This is a genomic window from Aquimarina sediminis, from assembly GCF_002895435.1.
Classification (GTDB): domain Bacteria; phylum Bacteroidota; class Bacteroidia; order Flavobacteriales; family Flavobacteriaceae; genus Aquimarina; species Aquimarina sediminis.
On record NZ_POYJ01000007.1, the window covers coordinates 35,336 to 52,269 of the forward strand.

15 protein-coding genes and 1 pseudogene are annotated in these 16,934 nt (G+C 31.9%); 13 read left to right on the forward strand and 3 right to left on the reverse strand.

Annotated features, from left to right (window positions below; genetic code table 11):
* The 3 genes from C1X07_RS15405 to tssO are packed head-to-tail and all read left to right on the forward strand — an operon-like array spanning position 1 to position 2,688.
* Positions 1-993, forward strand: a complete 993-nt coding sequence (locus C1X07_RS15405; RefSeq protein ID WP_103070936.1) for a PKD domain-containing protein — start codon at positions 1-3, stop codon at positions 991-993.
* Complete coding sequence (locus C1X07_RS15410) at positions 993-2,159, forward strand: hypothetical protein (RefSeq protein ID WP_241507270.1); 1,167 nt, start codon at positions 993-995, stop codon at positions 2,157-2,159. Before C1X07_RS15405 ends, C1X07_RS15410 begins: the two co-directional genes overlap by 1 nt.
* A 25-nt stretch (positions 2,160-2,184) precedes the next feature.
* Positions 2,185-2,688 carry a type VI secretion system TssO gene (tssO, locus tag C1X07_RS15415; protein ID WP_103070937.1) on the forward strand — a complete coding sequence of 168 codons (504 nt, stop codon included), beginning with the start codon at positions 2,185-2,187 and terminating at the stop codon, positions 2,686-2,688.
* A 78-nt stretch (positions 2,689-2,766) separates the two neighbouring features.
* Here tssO and C1X07_RS15420 read toward each other — a convergent pair whose 3' ends face one another.
* Entirely contained in the window at positions 2,767-4,572 is a 1,806-nt protein-coding gene (locus tag C1X07_RS15420) for a M61 family metallopeptidase (RefSeq protein ID WP_103070938.1), read from the reverse strand.
* Between the two features lie 308 nt (positions 4,573-4,880).
* Between C1X07_RS15420 and C1X07_RS15425 the strand changes: the two genes are divergently transcribed.
* The 10 genes and pseudogenes from C1X07_RS15425 (at position 4,881) to C1X07_RS15465 (ending at position 14,241) form a co-directional block, all read left to right on the forward strand.
* Complete coding sequence (locus tag C1X07_RS15425; RefSeq protein WP_103070939.1) at positions 4,881-5,840, forward strand: GlxA family transcriptional regulator; 960 nt, start codon at positions 4,881-4,883, stop codon at positions 5,838-5,840.
* Positions 5,841-6,013: 173 nt separating this feature from the next.
* A pseudogene (locus C1X07_RS25480) lies at positions 6,014-6,163 on the forward strand (hypothetical protein); the annotation flags it as partial.
* A 39-nt stretch (positions 6,164-6,202) separates the two neighbouring features.
* Positions 6,203-6,811: a DJ-1/PfpI family protein gene (locus C1X07_RS15430; protein WP_103071098.1), complete on the forward strand. Its 609-nt coding sequence runs from the start codon at positions 6,203-6,205 to the stop codon at positions 6,809-6,811.
* Position 6,812: 1 nt separating this feature from the next.
* Complete coding sequence (locus C1X07_RS15435; RefSeq protein ID WP_164914178.1) at positions 6,813-7,304, forward strand: GNAT family N-acetyltransferase; 492 nt, start codon at positions 6,813-6,815, stop codon at positions 7,302-7,304.
* 147 nt (positions 7,305-7,451) lie between these two features.
* Positions 7,452-8,510 (forward strand): sensor histidine kinase, encoded by a 1,059-nt coding sequence (locus tag C1X07_RS15440; protein WP_103070941.1) that lies wholly within the window; start codon positions 7,452-7,454, stop codon positions 8,508-8,510.
* A complete protein-coding gene (locus tag C1X07_RS15445) occupies positions 8,507-9,226 on the forward strand; it encodes a LytR/AlgR family response regulator transcription factor (RefSeq protein ID WP_103070942.1) in 720 nt (239 codons plus the stop codon). Before C1X07_RS15440 ends, C1X07_RS15445 begins: the two co-directional genes overlap by 4 nt.
* A 15-nt stretch (positions 9,227-9,241) precedes the next feature.
* Entirely contained in the window at positions 9,242-10,993 is a 1,752-nt protein-coding gene (locus tag C1X07_RS15450; protein ID WP_103070943.1) for a CocE/NonD family hydrolase, read from the forward strand.
* Between the two features lie 594 nt (positions 10,994-11,587).
* Positions 11,588-12,433: a helix-turn-helix domain-containing protein gene (locus tag C1X07_RS15455; protein ID WP_103070944.1), complete on the forward strand. Its 846-nt coding sequence runs from the start codon at positions 11,588-11,590 to the stop codon at positions 12,431-12,433.
* Positions 12,434-12,499: 66 nt separating this feature from the next.
* A complete protein-coding gene (locus tag C1X07_RS15460; RefSeq protein ID WP_103070945.1) occupies positions 12,500-13,312 on the forward strand; it encodes an SDR family NAD(P)-dependent oxidoreductase in 813 nt (270 codons plus the stop codon).
* 26 nt (positions 13,313-13,338) lie between these two features.
* Positions 13,339-14,241 carry a DUF6503 family protein gene (locus tag C1X07_RS15465; protein WP_128755300.1) on the forward strand — a complete coding sequence of 301 codons (903 nt, stop codon included), beginning with the start codon at positions 13,339-13,341 and terminating at the stop codon, positions 14,239-14,241.
* A gap of 351 nt (positions 14,242-14,592) precedes the next feature.
* Here the strand turns inward: C1X07_RS15465 and C1X07_RS15470 are convergent, their stop codons facing one another.
* Both C1X07_RS15470 and C1X07_RS15475 read right to left on the reverse strand, forming a co-directional pair.
* Positions 14,593-15,768: a PepSY-associated TM helix domain-containing protein gene (locus C1X07_RS15470; RefSeq protein ID WP_164914179.1), complete on the reverse strand. Its 1,176-nt coding sequence runs from the start codon at positions 15,766-15,768 to the stop codon at positions 14,593-14,595.
* A 7-nt stretch (positions 15,769-15,775) separates the two neighbouring features.
* Positions 15,776-16,894 carry an alpha/beta hydrolase gene (locus tag C1X07_RS15475; RefSeq protein ID WP_103070948.1) on the reverse strand — a complete coding sequence of 373 codons (1,119 nt, stop codon included), beginning with the start codon at positions 16,892-16,894 and terminating at the stop codon, positions 15,776-15,778.
* Positions 16,895-16,934: the final 40 nt, after the last annotated feature.

A 16,934-nucleotide genomic window follows, 5' to 3' on the forward strand; every position in this document is an offset into this window, starting at 1 on the left:
ATGAAACCAACAGATACATTACAAAATACTTACATGGATCGAAGTATTGTTTTGTTTTTTATCATTACATTTTTTGTTACCGCAACTGTTTTTGCATACAGATACATCAATTATATACCTTGCGAGATTATAGAATTTGATATCAATGCAAAAAACTATAGAGCTGGCGAGATTATTAGATTTAAAGATAATACAAAAGGTGCCACAAAAAGAGAATGGAATTTTGGAGACAGCTCTAAAACACAAACCGGAGCAGCTCCTTTCCATACATTTGAAAAGGCGGGGCAATACGCAATTGAGCTAAGAGTTAATGGTAAATGTGAAGGAGTGCAAACAATTGTAATCAAAGAGAAAGCTTTTATCCTGGATTCTACCAAATTGGCAAACTTTACTATCCCTGCTTCTATAAAAGTTGGTCAGGTATTAAGAATTAAAGATAAAACCAAAGACGCTCGTAAATGGGAATGGAGATTTGGAGAAACAGCAAAAGTAAATTCTACCAAGAAAAACCCTCAATATATCTATGAGTCACCTGGTTTAAAAACCATTACCCTAGTAGTTAATAATGACCCTAGATATGCTACAAGAAAAAAAATAAAAGTTCTTCCTGCTAAGAAAAAATCTGGAGCTCCAAAAAGACGAATTCGAAAACCAAAAGAGTCTTTATCAACGATTAAATATGCTCCAAAAGATGTAATAAAAGATGCTCCTGAAACAGAGTTTAGAGCTCCTGATATTAAGGATAGTCAATTTGCAGCAAAAATCATGGCTGTTTCCAACAAAAAGGCAAGTGCCAAAGATTTTAGCAAATATTTATGTAATAACCTACAGTTGCCTATGACTGCAAAAGGTAAAAGAACAACTTTTATAGAATTTTGTGAAAAAATAAAAGGAAAGAGTATTAAAATCAAGGAACTCGAAATATTCAGGAATAAGAAAAATAATTGCATAGAATATATTACTATAAAATATTCTAAAACAGGTATATTTTAATGAAAATGAAAGTAGAAGATAACAATTATTATCGCGTTAATTGGATTGACGGAATGAAGATCAATAAAAATCGTTTTATTGATACAGAAAATGCACTTACACAATTCTCACAAGTAATTAGCTCCCGCGGGCTAAACTCTAATAACTATGGCTTATTACCTGATTTGGGTACGGATGAAGCCGTAAAAATGGTTTTTTCTGTTGATGGTCAGGAAACTGTTAAAGTACAACTTACTAAATGCAGAGCTATTACATCAGGAGGTCATCTCATACATATAACACCAGAAATATCGTCTTTTTTAGAAAATGAAGGAAGTCTTATTACTGCTAATTACCAAATTAGTGGTACAGAAAACGAATGCTATATTGTATTGAGTGTAAACCCATATGTTAGGGTTCCGATCGGTGATTCTGATCCAGAAGAAGAACCACCTAGGCACCCATTTGTGTTACCAGAATACAAACTGAGTATCGTTGGAAAAAATGAAGTGAATACAGAAGAATTTGGAAACTACCATATTACTATAGGTAAAATAATTTTTGAAGAAGATGCCGCTCCCTATCTAGCAGAGGATTTTATCCCTCCCTGCTCATCTATATCAGGGCATCAAGATCTATCATACACATATTCTGAGATCGGTACTTTTTTTAATGCTTTAGAAAAATACTCGATGAATATCATACAGAAAATTTATCAAAAAAAGCAATCTAATGATCTTGCCAAAATGGTTTTGACGCTTTGCCAAAACACTTTGCAATATCTTGGTGGAATTTTACCTGATTATCGCATTAATGACAGAAATGCACCTCCTGTAGCTATGATCTGTAAATTAATGTCACTAGCCAGAGTAATAAAAAACAATCTGGATGTTTATGCTGGTACAGGAAAAGAAGAATTGCTTAATTATTTATCAGACTGGTGTGATCTCAATCAAGGAGCTTTTGAAAACACTCTCATTGAAATGATCGAATTAAAATATGTACATACCGATATTAACGCATCTCTAAATCACGTATCCAATTTTACCAAGTTAATGATGTCCTTATTCAAAAAACTAAATGAATTAGACTACATCGGTAAAAAAACAGACTCAAATATATTTGTTAAGGAAGAGGTTCTTGCTAAACAAGATGTAAAAAATAGAAGAAGCTTCCTACTTGATTAAAAATCCCAACTTATAAAATTACAAAATGAAACCAAAGAATAGTAAAGAAAGAAGAAATAGTATATTAAAGTTTTCATTGTTATTTATTTTCACAGTAACTCTAATTGTAGTTACCTTCTTTTTTGATTTCGACCGAGTACCCTTGAAAGAGAATTCTGTATTGAGAGAACGATCCAAAGCAATAGAGACTGAAATGCAATTTCAGGAGAAATTTTCTACTGAAATGACTGCAATACGATCTTTATTAGATTCTTTAGATACTCCTGGGCAAAACATTCAGTATATCAATGCTCTTATAAATTCTAAAATTGTGGATTTACAAAAATCCATTCCCGAAGAGGATTCTACATATCGATACAATATGTATAATAGTATTGTAAAGTCTTTTGTAGATCTGCAAGGGTTAAAAACTAAATTAAAAGATTTTGAAGATGTAGATGCTCAATTAGATGAGTACGAACAAGAACTGGATCGTGTAAATCTGGAATTAGAAAAAGCAAATCGTTATTTGGATGCATTAAGACGCTAAATAAAGTACTTTAAACAATAGAAAAGCCTCAGAATAAAATTATTCTGAGGCTTTTTTATTTTTACTATCTAGATCGTATTATTTTTTACTACTAAGCCAATCTTTTCGTCTTTGCAATGCCTTTTCGTTAGGTTTAGAATACTCGGTAACAATCACTTCTGGATTCTCCCCTATCTTCACAAAGGTAGTTCTGTCTTTTCCATTTCTCTTATAGTTTAGAACTACTTTTTTACCTGGTTTGTTTTTGTTAACCACCTCGTGGTATTGCTCTAAATCAGAAAATGATTTATTCCCTATAGAAATAATAATATCTTCTTTCTCTAGCCCTGCTTCATAAGCTGGTGTACCTTGTTTGGTATAGTCCGATATTCTTGCCAGTCCATTTTTTGTAAACTCTATTTCAGCTCCTATATATGGATCTTTTTCAGATTTAAGATAGATCGCCATATTGCCAAATAATTTTTTGAAATCAGGCACTTCGCTATCATTAATATATTTAGAGAAAAAGTTATCTGCAAATGATGATCCTGCATATTCTCTTAAGGTAATAAATAGATTATCCATAGTGTAAGGAATCTCTGTTTTGCCGTATTTTGTCCAGAATAACTTCATAAAATCATCTAGATTAAGGTCATCCTTCTCTCCTCTTAAAGATAGATCAAGGGCCAGTCCTAACATGTTCCCATATGAATAATAAGAAATATACGTATTTCCCCTATTTACTGGATCTACAGAAGTAGCTGCATCCACAAAAGGAGCCTGGCGACTCATTTCTCTAGGGTTATAATATTGCAGTGCAGGAGAGTTCCATACTTCATTATATGTTCTGGTTAAATTGGCAATATATTCTTCCTGACTAATAATACCTGCTCTACATAGAGATAGCGTTGTATAATAACTTGTAATCCCTTCTGCAAACCATAATTCATCAGAAAGATTTGCTTTATCAAAATCAAAAGGTTCAAGTGATAACGGACGTATGCGCTCTACATTCCATGCATGAAAAAACTCATGGGCAAAAGTACCAATATTGTCTCTCATACCCCCATCTGCAATACTTCTTGGATTTGTAATTACGGTAGAGTTTCGATGCTCCATCCCATCTCTGGATACTTGAGGCATAAAACAAGCTAAAAAAGTATATTCGTTATTCTCAAAACTTGGGTAATCTCCAAATACTTTCTTTTCTTCATCAACAATCTTTTTTACCTGATCAAAAAAAGCAGAAGCTTCCTGATCTGTACCATTGTGCTGCAAAGCCATCTTAATTTTATATTCTTTGTCTCCAGAACCTACTTTATACTCTTTAACTACATGGTTACTTAACAACGCCGGACTATCCATAAAATACTGTAAGTTCGGTGCCTTAAAACTATTTCCTCCCTGAGGGATTAATTGAGTAGCGGTTTTCCATCCAAGATCTCCTCTAGTTACATACAATATCTCTATAGGACGATCTTTTAAGCTCGAGATGTACATAAAAGTAGCTGGATTATTAATCAAAGCATGAGTTTCATCTATTTGAGAATACGTACCATCCCCTCGATCTCCAAAAACGGTATAGTATACATTTATAGTACCATCATGTCCAGTAACATCCCATTGATGTAATGTAGGTCTTGTAACGGTAACATCTTTACCTTTACTATCGGTAATCCTTACATTATATACATTTTTAGCAAATTCATGCAATGCATATCTTCCTGGGGATGTACGACTCATCTTTAATGAAACCGTACCTCTTTCCAAATTTGTAAAAGTTGCAGTTACATTCGCTTCATGATGCTCTGCGTTATCGAATGATATCGAATATTTATTTTTTATTTGTGTAAAGCCCGATTGTATTGTAAAAAATAAGAGGATGATTAGTGAAAAATATCTCATTTGTAAATATTTAAATTTGGTAAATTAAGTAGTATTCTATGCATAATATTTTTGTGTAATTCTTTTAAAAACTTATGAGGCGTTAAAAATACAATTATCTGATAACTATACAAACATAGATTTTGTAAAGACTTGGTATTCATAATTCATAATAAAGATTTAACAAATTGTTACCAATTACAAGAAAATAAATTCTTTTTTCACAGATAATGATAAGAGGTTTAAAACAAGAAAGGTTCTTCAAAAAAAATATTTTAACTAAGCTTTTAAAAATTTCTTTTCTCTTTTTTCTACATTCGTAATGGCACATGAAAAACATCTATTTTCTTATCCCTCCAGAAACTCATCCTTTAGACATTATTGGACCTGCACAGCTATTTTATGAGTGTATAGAAAATGGGGCCGCACTTCAACTTTTTTTTATATCCAGTTCTTCAAATAATGAGATTTCTAGCTCATTAGGATTGCATTTCTCTAAACTTATCTCGTATACAGAAGTAACACTAGGTAAAAATGATGTTTTAGTCGTTCCTGGTATTAAGTTTTCTCTTTTAATTGATGTAACGTACAAAAAAGAAAGCATTGACTTTTATAATTGGTTACATTCTCAATACAAAAATGGTGCTACTATGGTATCTGTTTGTACGGGAGCATTTTTACTTGCCGAAGCTGGTTTGCTTAAAGGAAAAAAAGCGACTACACATTGGAAAGCTTTTGAAACATTTGAACAAAAATTTCCGGATACCGAAGTACTCAAAAATAGATTATTTGTAGAGAACGAACGTATATATACAAGTGCAGGAATGCTCTCTGGTATAGATTTGTGTCTATATCTTGTAGAAAAAGAATATGGAATAAAATTTGCCATCGAAATAGCAAAAGAAGTAGTAATGTATTTTAGACGAAGTGAATCAGATCCACAGCTAAGTATTTTTCTTCAATTTAGAAATCATCTGGATACCCGAATTCATAATGCTCAAGATTTCGTAGCAAATAATTTAGCCTCTTCTTTCACAATAGAAGATATCGCCGATAATGTAAACATGAGTGTAAGAAACCTCACTCGACAGTTTAAAAAAACTACAGGTATCACCATTGGTGATTATTTGGCAAAATTAAGGGTTGAGCAATCTGTTCATTTACTTGCCGAAGGTTATACTTTAGAATATACTACTAAAGAATGTGGTTTAAAAAGTACTAACCAACTCAGAGCACTTCTAAAAAAATATGAAGAAGTCATCCCTACAGATCTCAATTCTGTTAAATAAAATGTCCGGATACTGCGTATAGTTGTCCTTTCTACAACACACAAGTCAATTTACCTTTGCTGTATTATAAATTCAAAACGCAGAAGGTACCATACCTTCTTTTTATTTAAAAAATTAGTCTGAATATTACCACATACCATCTGTAGGTGCTTCCAGAATTAAAAGACAATATTATGTATCAAAAACTTATTATCATCGTATTTCTCATTTCACAATCAATTAATGCGCAAAAACATAAAACTACGTATGTCTGTCCTCCTTGTGATAATATATGCGACAACAAAATTTTCAAAAAACCAGGAAGATGTGATGTATGTCAAATGCAATTAGTTACAGAGAAAGAACTAAGTAAAATTAAAAATATGAAAATCAAAAAAATAGCTTTTTATTTACAACCAGGTGTAGAGGTACTTGATTTTGCAGGACCAATGGAGGTTTTTGCTTATGCAGGGTATGAGGTTTTTACGGTTTCAAAAACTAAAGAACCCATTCTATCTCAAGGAATATTAAAAATAATACCTGATTATAGTATTGATAACGCTCCAGAATCTGATGTCTTAGCCTTTTTTGGAGGTAATGCCTCAAACGCTTATGAAGATAAGAAGGTTATAAACTGGGTAAAAGAAAGAAAAAATGTAGATCTTTACTTTTCTGTATGTTCGGGAGCTTTGATATTAGCAAAATCCGGATTATTAGAAGGTAAAACAGCAACTACATTTCATAGTACATTGGATCGCCTGGAACACAACTACCCTAATGTAGACGTAAAAAGAGATGTACGTTTTGTTGATAATGGTACTATAATTACCACTGCTGGTGTTTCTGCCGGTATAGATGGTGCCCTACATTTGGTTGCTCGCCTTCAAGGATTAAATAGAGCTAAAGATGTTGCCTATTATATGGAATATGATAAATGGAAACCAGGAGAAGGTCTCATACTTACAGATGATAACCCGTACAAAGAAAAATAAAATGAAAACAAAAAGACTTTTTCTAGATCTAATAGAAGAAACTCATATTCCTGAAGTTCTTGAAATGTATAAAGAACCTGACACCTTTAAGTATATCAAACCGCTACAAGGCAAGGATGATAAATTTTATTCTGATTTTTTAAAACTAAAAATAAAGGAAGTTAGGTCTAAAAAAGGTTTTTTTTGGGTTGTAAGAAACCATGATCTAGAACTAGTAGGAGCTATTAACCTAACCCCTATTCCTAATACCGAAAGAATACAAATTGGTTGGCAAATCAGAGATAAGCATAGAAGGCAAGGGTTTGCCTATGAGGCTTCAAAAGCTGCATTAGAATTTGGTACAAAAGAAGCAAAAATCACGCCTATTTATTCTGTTTTTGAAAAAGAAAATATTGCCTCTCAAAAGATATTAACTAAGCTTAACTTTTCATTTTATGAGAACATTGATAAGGATGGTAAAGAATTAGAAGTTTATGTTTACAATTACAAATAAGTCACTTTAAACCAAAATAAATAACCAGTGATCGTATAGATACACCATCTATATCGCTTATCATACATTATTTTTCGCTCTTGTACTTTTATTTGCTCGATTAGCCTCTTAAGAATAACTTTACTATCTCATTAAAAAAGTTTTTTCTTGAAAAGTAATATCAAAATATCATTATATTGGAAAATTCAGATCTTAGGGTGGCTTACTACTTCTCTGTATTGGGGATATGTAGCCTTTTTTGACGGTAATTTTATCTGGAAAATTGGAATAACCGATTTGCTATTAGATATGTTTATCGGTATTACCCTAACGCATGCTTACAGAAATTTTGCTTTAAAAAAAGGTTGGAACGAACTGAGCTTGAAAAAGCTAATCCCTAGAATTGTATTAGTTATTGTAATACTTTCTACATCCTATATGCTTTTAGTTATTGGCAAACTATATCTGGTGCGTTTATTTATCTTAAAAAACTACGATAGTTCTTTTTTAGAATTATTCAATACTACGAGATTACAAGTTTTTATCACCGGGATAAGACTAATGTCGATTTGGGTATTGGCATACCACCTCTATCATTATTCGCGACGTGAAATACGAACTGTACAAGAAAATGCTCAATTAACAATTAAGGTCAAAGAAGCACAACTCAACAACCTCACTGCCCAACTTAATCCACATTTCTTTTTCAACTCATTAAATAATATCAAATCCCTAATATCCGAAAAACCGAATTCTGCCAGGAGAGCTATAGATTTACTATCCGACTTACTAAGAAATTCATTAAACAATAATATAGAAAGACTGATTCCGCTATGCGATGAAATAAGTTTGGTAAAAGATTATTTGGAATTAGAAAAAATGCGATTTGAAAAACGGTTACAGATATCGGTTGAAATAGACGAAAAGGTATCAAAACATTTGATCCCTCCTTTATGTATTCAATCGTTAGTCGAAAACGCTATCAAACATGGAATTGGCAAAAGAAAAAAAGGTGGTTTTATCAAAGTAAAAGTTGAAACATTAAACAATTATATACAAATCAGTGTTCAAAACTCAGGGATTCTAAGTGCTAATAATACTTTGGGAATCGGACTAAACAATCTTAGAGAAAGATTACTAATGGAATATAATGGAAAGGCATCTTTTGAGATTTTGCAAATGAATAAAGAAACTGTTTTGGCAACCATCTTAATTCCTGTTAAATGAAAAAAATCGAGGTCATAATTATAGATGATGAACGATCATCAAGAGTAGAATTAAAAAGAGCTTTAAAAAAGTATGATGATTTCATCCTTATCGACGAAGCAGAAAATGCAGATGATGCCAAGGAGTTAATCGAAACAAAAACTCCGGATTTAATATTTTTAGACATTCAAATGCCTGAAAAATCCGGCTTCGACTTAATCGAATCTCTAAACTATGTTCCTACGGTTATATTTACTACAGCGTACAACCAATATGCTGTGCAAGCTTTTGAAGTTAATGCCTTGGATTATCTTATGAAACCTATAAGAGATGAACGTTTTGAGAAGGCAATCCAAAAAATAAGAAATGAAATACTTCAAAAATTATCATCTAACAAACATAAATCCAATACTCAAAAAGTTTTTATCAAGGATGGAGAGAAACGATTTTTTATTCAACTAAATGAGATTTATCTAATTAAATCACTTGAAAATTATACCAGACTCTTTTTCCAGGATAAAAAAGCCCTTCAAAGACGCTCTCTTCGGCAATGGGAAAAGATGTTAGATAAAACTACTTTTTTTAGAATCAATAGAAACGAAATTATCAATTTACAGTACATACATGAAATAAATAAAACAACAGAAGGCAGATTAGAAGTAAAATTAAAATCAGGAGAATCTTTAGAAATATCAAACCGACAATCAATCAAGTTTAAAAAACTGAATGGTATTTAATAAAACAAACTACAAATGGCTGCATTTTTGAATTTAATAGTTTTTTGTCTTATAGAATTTAACTTATCTATACAACAACCAACGGTAACAAAAACAGATCTAGAAAAAAGTCTATATGAAGTACAAGATAATGTTCTAATCAAAACTCGGGATGGAGCAGAAATATCTGCTATAGTCGTACGAAAAAAAGGAATAGAATCTCCCAAACCTGTCATCTTTCAATTTACGATTTATGTAAGAGATACAGATAGAGATCTTAACGAACTAAAGGAAGCTGTAGACAAAGGTTATATCGGTGTAATTGCATATACCAGAGGCAAACGCTTTAGTGCTAATGAGATACTTCCTTATGAATATGACGGAAATGATGCGTATGATGTAATTGACTGGATAAGCAATCAAAAGTGGTGTAATGGAAAAATTGGAATGTATGGAGGTAGTTACAATGGCTTTACGCAATGGGCAGCTAGTAAAAAACTTCATCCTGCTTTAAAAACAATTGTCCCCTATGTAGCTGCCAGACCTGGTCTAGGTTGGCCAATGGAGAACAATATTTTTATTAATCCTAATTATGAGTGGTCTTTCTATGTTGGCAACAACAAACATCTTGATAATGAAGTCGGAAATGACAGAAGACGTTTCAGAAAAATGCAAGATACCTGGTGGGAAACCGGTACTGCGTATAACAAACTTGATTCAATCGACGGAACACCTAACAAATTGTTTCAGCGATGGATAAAACACCCGTCTTATGATGAATATTGGCGAAATATGGCTCCGTATAAAGAAGAGTTCGCACAAATCGATATTCCTATACTATCCATTGATGGGTATTATAATGATTCTCAAAATTCTGGATTGTATTATCTAAAAGAGCATTACAAATACAATCCAAAAGCTGATCACTATCTGATTATTGGACCATATAGCCATTTTGGAGCCCAACGCCAAGGCGATGCAATATTAAACGGCTATACAGTAGACTCAAATGCCTTGATCAATACTTCTGAAATAACCTATCAATGGTTTGACTATATTCTCAGAAATGGAGCAAAACCCAAAATACTACGTGATAAAATAAATTATCAAGTGATGGGAGCCAATGAGTGGAAAAGTGCTTCATCTATTGATAACATGAGCAATGCTAATCTAAAACTGTACTTAGCTCACAAAAAATCAGAAGAGTTTTATTCGCTAACCTCCCAAAAACCCGATAAGAAAACATTTCTCGATCAGCAGGTCGATTTTACCGACCGAGATGAGTATAATAATGATTACTACCCAGACCCTATTATTAAGAAAGAAATTGAAACCTCCAATGGGTTTAACTTTATCAGTGAACCTTTAAGAGAATCTGTTATTGTTAATGGATCTTTTTCTGGTGAAATAGTGGCTAGCATCAATAAGAAAGATATGGATATCGGTGTTACTTTGTACGAAGTATTGCCTAATGGAACGTATTTTCATTTATCGTATTTTATTGGTCGTGCCAGCTATTCAAAAGATATAACCACAAGAAACCTATTACAGCCTAACAAAATTGAAATTATACCATTCTCCAATACTAGGCTGGTAAGTAAAAAACTAGAGAAAGGTAGTCGCTTACTTGTATCTCTAAACGTAAATAAGAATCCTTTTTCGCAATTAAATTATGGCACAGGTAAAGAAGTAAGTCATGAAACAATTAACGATGCTTCTGAACCCTTGGAAGTAAAGTGGTATAATGATAGTTTTGTAAATATTCCTGTTTTAAAGAAACAGAATTAATATCTACATAACTCAAAAGACCTTCTATAACGTCAAAAAGACGTTCCGGAAGGTCAAAAAGACGAAGCGTTTAACTCATTGAGTAGAAATTTTAGATTAAGTAGTTAAAACTTTAACGCGGCTTGTTAAAATTTCAGCACAATTCTTTAAAAATTTAGGCTATCGAACAAAACACTTCGTCAAAAAGACGCTCCAGAAGGTAAAAAAGACGTTCCGGAAGGTAAAAAAGACGTTCCGGAAGGTAAAAAAGACGAAACGTTTAACTCATTGAGTTGAAATTTTAGCTTAAGTGGTTAAAACTTTAACGCGACTTGTTAAAATTTCAACCGAGTTCTTTAAAAATTTAAACTATCGAGCTAAACACTTCGTCAAAAAGACGCTCCAGAAAGAAAAAAAGACAAACAAGAGAGACTTCATAGTTAAATATAGTATTAATTTTTAAGTGTAGTTTATCAATCTTACTACTGAATCATATTGAAGTATACAGGTTCAAACAAGCCATCTTGAACCAAAATGGGCACTTATTGAACTTTCACGCATATTATCCATATCTTTTATTACTTATTTTGCAATAAAAAAAACTTACATGAAGAAATGATAAAGGAACAGAAAATAATAGCATATAAAGGACAAGTTGTTTTTGAAAAAATTGTAATGTCCCAGTTTCATCGTATCCCTAAACTATTTCAGGATAATGAGGCTTGTTTTATGTTTGTAAATAAAGGCGAATTTTCTGTAAGGACTCCTTCAAAATTTATCTCTTTCAAAAAAGACAAAGGGTTGCTTGCAAAATGTTTTGATTATTTTTTTGAGACTTCCCCTGATCAAAGAGCTAAAAGCCATACTATAGAGGTTTTAGGCATACTACTCTACCCTTCCGTTATTGAAGAACTATTCCATTTTGATCTTTCAAACTCTACTTATTCGGTTGATTATAATGTAAAACGAATTCAAATTAATCACTTACTCAATAATTATAAAAAGAGTATTGATATTCTCTTAAACTACCCTGAATTAGCCGATGAAGAAATGATCAAAACTAAACTAAAAGAGTTTGTTTTACTTATTAGTAAAACTCAAAAAGCACCATCTCAATTAGATTTCCTTTCTGCTTTGTTCAAAAAAAAGCATAATACGTTTGCAGCAACTGTACACGCTAATTTATACTCGAATCTATCCGTTAATGAATTCGCTCATTTATGTGGAATGAGTATTTCTACTTTTAAAAGAAGGTTTTATGAAGAATTCAGCGAAAGCCCAAAAAGGTATGTTGCAAAAATGAAATTAATAAAAGCCTCTAAAATGCTACTGTCAAAAAATCACAGAATTTCAGATATTGCTTATGATTGTGGATATGAATCTGTTTCTACTTTTAATCGTTCTTTTAAAGCATATTTTGACAAATCTCCCACAGAGTATAGATTGAGCCAATTTGCATAATCTTTGACCTTTTTTGCGAATACCATTTTGGAATTAGAATACATCTTTGTATCCCAAAGAGGAAAGATGATACAGCTTAAAGAAAAATTTGGTACTTGGGCAATTGTTACAGGTGCATCTTCAGGAATAGGTAAAGAATTTGCTGTTCAATTAGCAAATCAAGGTTTGAACATAATTTTGTTGGCAAGAAGAGGAAACCTTTTAGAGGAACTATCAAATAATCTTAGGACAAAATATAACATTCAGGTTAAGTATATGGCAATGGACTTAACTGATGACAACTTTATTAAAAATATAGAAAAACTAGCGGATAAGCTAGATATAGGACTTGTTATTTCTAATGCCGGTGGAGCCAGAATGGGTGCTTTTAATAAAATACCAATGATCGATTTTGAAGCCATGATAAAATTAAATGTATTTGCCCAAATGAAAATTTCGCATTGGTATACATCTCGTCGTATTAAAGAAAATAAAAAAGGTGGGGTTTTATTAGTGTCTTCAACAGCGGCATATCAAGGTGTACCATATGCAGCAAATTATTCCGCCGCCAAAGCATATATTCTTAACCTTGGAGAAGCTCTTAATTTTGAATATAAAAACAAAGGAATCAACATTACCACTCTGGTTCCTGGTCCTACAAATACTCCAGGGCTTACTGAAAATCCAGATGCAGATATGATCAGTAATATGCCTATGAAACCTCAACCTGTTGATCAATTAGTAAAAGAGGGTATCTCGGCAATTCTTAAAAATAAACCAAGCTATATAGGTGGTCGAATGAATAGAATCATGGCAGGCATCATGAAAACCTTAATCTCAAGAAAAAGAGCATCAGCTTTTTGGGGCAAAATGACCTATAAAATGGTTCATATCAAATAATTAATTCAACTAACAATATAAATCATATGAAAACAAAATTTATAAAGTTCACTGGACTACTATGCCTTTTATCCATTTTTTTTCACAGTTGTGGATTATTAGATATACGTCCCAAAATGATACAAAAAGAAGGCATAACTAGTAACAATACAATCAAGGGTAAAAAACTACTGGAAAAGGCATGGAAAAAACAAGGCTATGACAAATTAAAAAATCATAATGTTTATTCCTATCATGCCAACGACACCTGGAAAGGTTTGCTAGGAAAAATGGCACAAATATGGCCCGAAATGGATATCGAAATGGAATTTAAATACCAAATAGGAACTTTTGATGGACAAGTACACTTTTTAGATGGAAGACAAAAAGGAGGTTTTGCAGGTTTACAAAATTGGAATTATTATGAGATAAGTAAAAACGATACGATATTTAAAGACAAGAACGAAAAGGGAAATAGAAAAAGAGTCTTTGGTATTGCCGCCTTTCAATATTTCACAGAAATGATAGATCGCTTAAAAAATGCACCTATAATAAGTTATGCGGGAGAAAAAAAATTCAGGAATCAACAGTATGATTTGGTGTTTTGTACTTGGAGTAAAGATGTTCCTCATACAGAACATGATCAATACCTCGCCTGGATCAACAAAAAAACTGGGATAATGGATTTTGCTCAATACACTATTCGAGAAGCATATATAACCCCTCCAGGGTATAAGGCTATAGGTGGTGCTGTAGAGTTTACTGATTTTAAAAATATCAACGGAATTATGATTCCTCATCAACAATTGATATACGCCATCAAATTAAGAAAGAACAAAAAAAGGAACCTTCATAAATTAGTTATATCAGATTTTAAGTTTGATGATTTTGATGCAGAAGAACTTAGGTTAGACAAAAACATTTCAAAAGGAGGTGATTTTAAGAATTAAAAAAATGGAACCATATAAGAACTATTTATTGTAAGTGTATTACATATAATAATTATCTAAAGGGCTTTTCCTTGAAGAAATCATCATTCTTAATTGGGGATTTAAAAATTTTATCATAAGTGGATTATATAATAACCCTACAATAACTTTATTTATAATGGTTTTTACAATACAGATGCATACAATTACAATTTTTATTTTATCTGTATACTTCTTATCAACCTTATAAACAAAAAAAACTTAAAATAGTTATATCCCTATCAACACAATTATGCAAGTCCCCATTCCTTTTTCTTTACACCTTTTACTTACAATGGTTTTATCCCTATAAAAGTTACCGATCGAGATGAATTAAATCATAGAGAATAGTTTTATAGGCTTTTGTTTACGTTTACGTTTCTTTTTCAATTTATTAATCCATATAATAACCCCTGTAACTGGTAGAGATGTAGCTATTAGTGCTGAGATGAAATAAATAATTTTTGAAAAAGTACCATACACAGATCCAATATGTATCGCTCTAATTAGTGCTGCTATTTTTTGATTTACAGTCCAGTTTTTAAACAGGTCAATTTCTACAATTTCTCCTGTATAAGGATTAAATTGAAATTTATCTGAAGCATCATATGAAAAGAAGCCATTACTTTTTCTTCTAATCATAAGGGTATGTTTCTCAGATTGTGGAAAATTAACTCTTACATAACTCGCAGGCTCTTCAATATGTGAATTCATTTTGGTCACCAGACTCTCAATTGGTTTTACAGATTCATCAAAACTTTTGTTATGAGGAAGCACTATTGTTTTTTCAAAACGTTGTTTTCCTAGTTTATCTCCTAGTACTTTTTCTAGACCTTCATAATACCATCCATATGACCATATTAACCCGGAAAAAGCCATAATCAACATCGGAAAAAGTGCATAAAAGCCCAAAGTATTGTGTACATCATAATTAATACGTTTCCATTTTCCATTCCATTTTATAGTAAGGTTTTTTCTCCAGGCACTCCAGCGTTTCATTTTTTTGGGTAACCATAAAACCATACCTGATATACATAATACAATAAACACTATGGTCGAAGCGCCCACTATCGGTCTTCCTATTTTTTTATCCAAAAGTAACCACCTATGCAATACCGCAATGGTTTCAAAAAAATGGTGCCCTTTTAAAAACTCGGACTCTTCTACTTCTTCCAAAGTATATGGGTTAAGACTTATTCTATCTGGTCTTCGTTGTTTTTTCTTTTTATCAATATACCCGATACTAATAGGGTATCCTTCTTTATTATCCTCTCGATAAAAGACATCTACTACCTCTACATTTTTCTGATGTTCTACAAAAGATTTTATTTCATAAATGCTATGGCGATTATCACTAACGGTCAAGCGATATTCTTTATTAATGATTTCTATTACATCTTCTTCAAAAGCAAGAATAGTACCTGTAAGGCATACTACAAACAGTATAATACCACCTATCACACCTAGCCAAAGGTGTATTTCTCCAAATATTTTTTTTACTAAATTCAATATACTATCAGTCTTTAGAAGATATTAGTGCTTTTGATTTCTCAATTTTTTTATTGAGGATGTTTTTGGGTACACCATTTTCAATAGCCCAATTGTAAAACTCTAATGCATGTTCTGGCATTTTTTTTATCATGCATAAATCACCATAGGTAACAATCCTTGTATTAGAAGGTTGTATGTCTACTAAAGCCATTTTTGATTTCTTTTTGAACGAATCAATTATATACTCTTTGGTCATTCTGGAATCCAAGTGTCTAAAGGTTTGGTCCTCTAGTAAAAATGTCAATCCATCTTGTATTGCAGGTATCAATACTGTATAGTGATTCTTATCTTTATAAAATCTAAACTTAGAATTCGGCATTTGCGTAGTATTAGACTTTATTATCTCTGAAAATTTCTCAATACTCTTAGAATGTAGATTGTCTTCTTTTGGTCCTGCCTCGGCAAGAAATAGGATTGGTTTGGTCGTATTATTATTTTCAAGATATTTTTTACAATCGTCTACCAGGTAACCATTGTTCCACCATAAGCTTGGATCTATGGCAACAATCCCTTTAATAAAGTCATCATTTTTTTGCATAATGTGTAATGCAAAAAGTCCCCCAAAAGAATGCCCTACAAGGTTTACAAAGTTATTAGCTCTGTATCTTTTTTGTATTTCGGGATTAAGCTCATTTTTCATAAAGGCGTAAAATGAATCTCCTCCTCCCATATTCATTGTTGAAGGGATTAATGTTCCATTAAAAAAATGAGTCCCTTTGTTAGGCGTTAATTCATAGGATCTATCCATTTGGTGAATAGCAACTATTATTGCTTCCAAAATCATTGGTCTTTTGTTATCTGCCAAAAATTGATAAATAGTATTGACCAGGTCTTTTCTCTTATCCCCATCTAACACATAAATAATTGGGTATTCATGTTTTCTATTATGAGGTACGGAATACGTTTTAGGCAAATAAGTAGTAAATTTTCGATACTGCTTAAGTTCTTTTGAATAGATACTATCAACAAGTTGTATTGAGGTTTCTTTTTCTTGTCCATTAACAAAAAAACTGGACATTAATACTACCAAAAAAGAGATCAAAAAAAATGTTTTTTGTCTCTTAACATAAAATACTGTTTTCATAAAAATAAGATGTAAGCAACAGGCTTCTCGAATAAAGAGA

What these genes read in the sequence shown, in the direction of transcription:
- C1X07_RS15465 (WP_128755300.1), top strand. Translation starts at nt 13,339, where the DNA reads ATGAAAACAAAATTTATAAAGTTCACTGGACTACTATGCCTTTTATCC.
- C1X07_RS15460 (WP_103070945.1), top strand. Translation starts at nt 12,500, where the DNA reads ATGATACAGCTTAAAGAAAAATTTGGTACTTGGGCAATTGTTACAGGT.
- C1X07_RS15450 (WP_103070943.1), top strand. Translation starts at nt 9,242, where the DNA reads ATGGCTGCATTTTTGAATTTAATAGTTTTTTGTCTTATAGAATTTAAC.
- C1X07_RS15445 (WP_103070942.1), top strand. Translation starts at nt 8,507, where the DNA reads ATGAAAAAAATCGAGGTCATAATTATAGATGATGAACGATCATCAAGA.
- C1X07_RS15430 (WP_103071098.1), top strand. Translation starts at nt 6,203, where the DNA reads ATGAAAATCAAAAAAATAGCTTTTTATTTACAACCAGGTGTAGAGGTA.
- C1X07_RS15425 (WP_103070939.1), top strand. Translation starts at nt 4,881, where the DNA reads ATGAAAAACATCTATTTTCTTATCCCTCCAGAAACTCATCCTTTAGAC.
- C1X07_RS15410 (WP_241507270.1), top strand. Translation starts at nt 993, where the DNA reads ATGAAAATGAAAGTAGAAGATAACAATTATTATCGCGTTAATTGGATT.
- C1X07_RS15455 (WP_103070944.1), top strand. Translation starts at nt 11,588, where the DNA reads ATGATAAAGGAACAGAAAATAATAGCATATAAAGGACAAGTTGTTTTT.
- C1X07_RS15435 (WP_164914178.1), top strand. Translation starts at nt 6,813, where the DNA reads ATGAAAACAAAAAGACTTTTTCTAGATCTAATAGAAGAAACTCATATT.
- tssO (WP_103070937.1), top strand. Translation starts at nt 2,185, where the DNA reads ATGAAACCAAAGAATAGTAAAGAAAGAAGAAATAGTATATTAAAGTTT.
- C1X07_RS15405 (WP_103070936.1), top strand. Translation starts at nt 1, where the DNA reads ATGAAACCAACAGATACATTACAAAATACTTACATGGATCGAAGTATT.
- C1X07_RS15420 (WP_103070938.1), bottom strand. Translation starts at nt 4,572, where the DNA reads ATGAGATATTTTTCACTAATCATCCTCTTATTTTTTACAATACAATCG.
- C1X07_RS15475 (WP_103070948.1), bottom strand. Translation starts at nt 16,894, where the DNA reads ATGAAAACAGTATTTTATGTTAAGAGACAAAAAACATTTTTTTTGATC.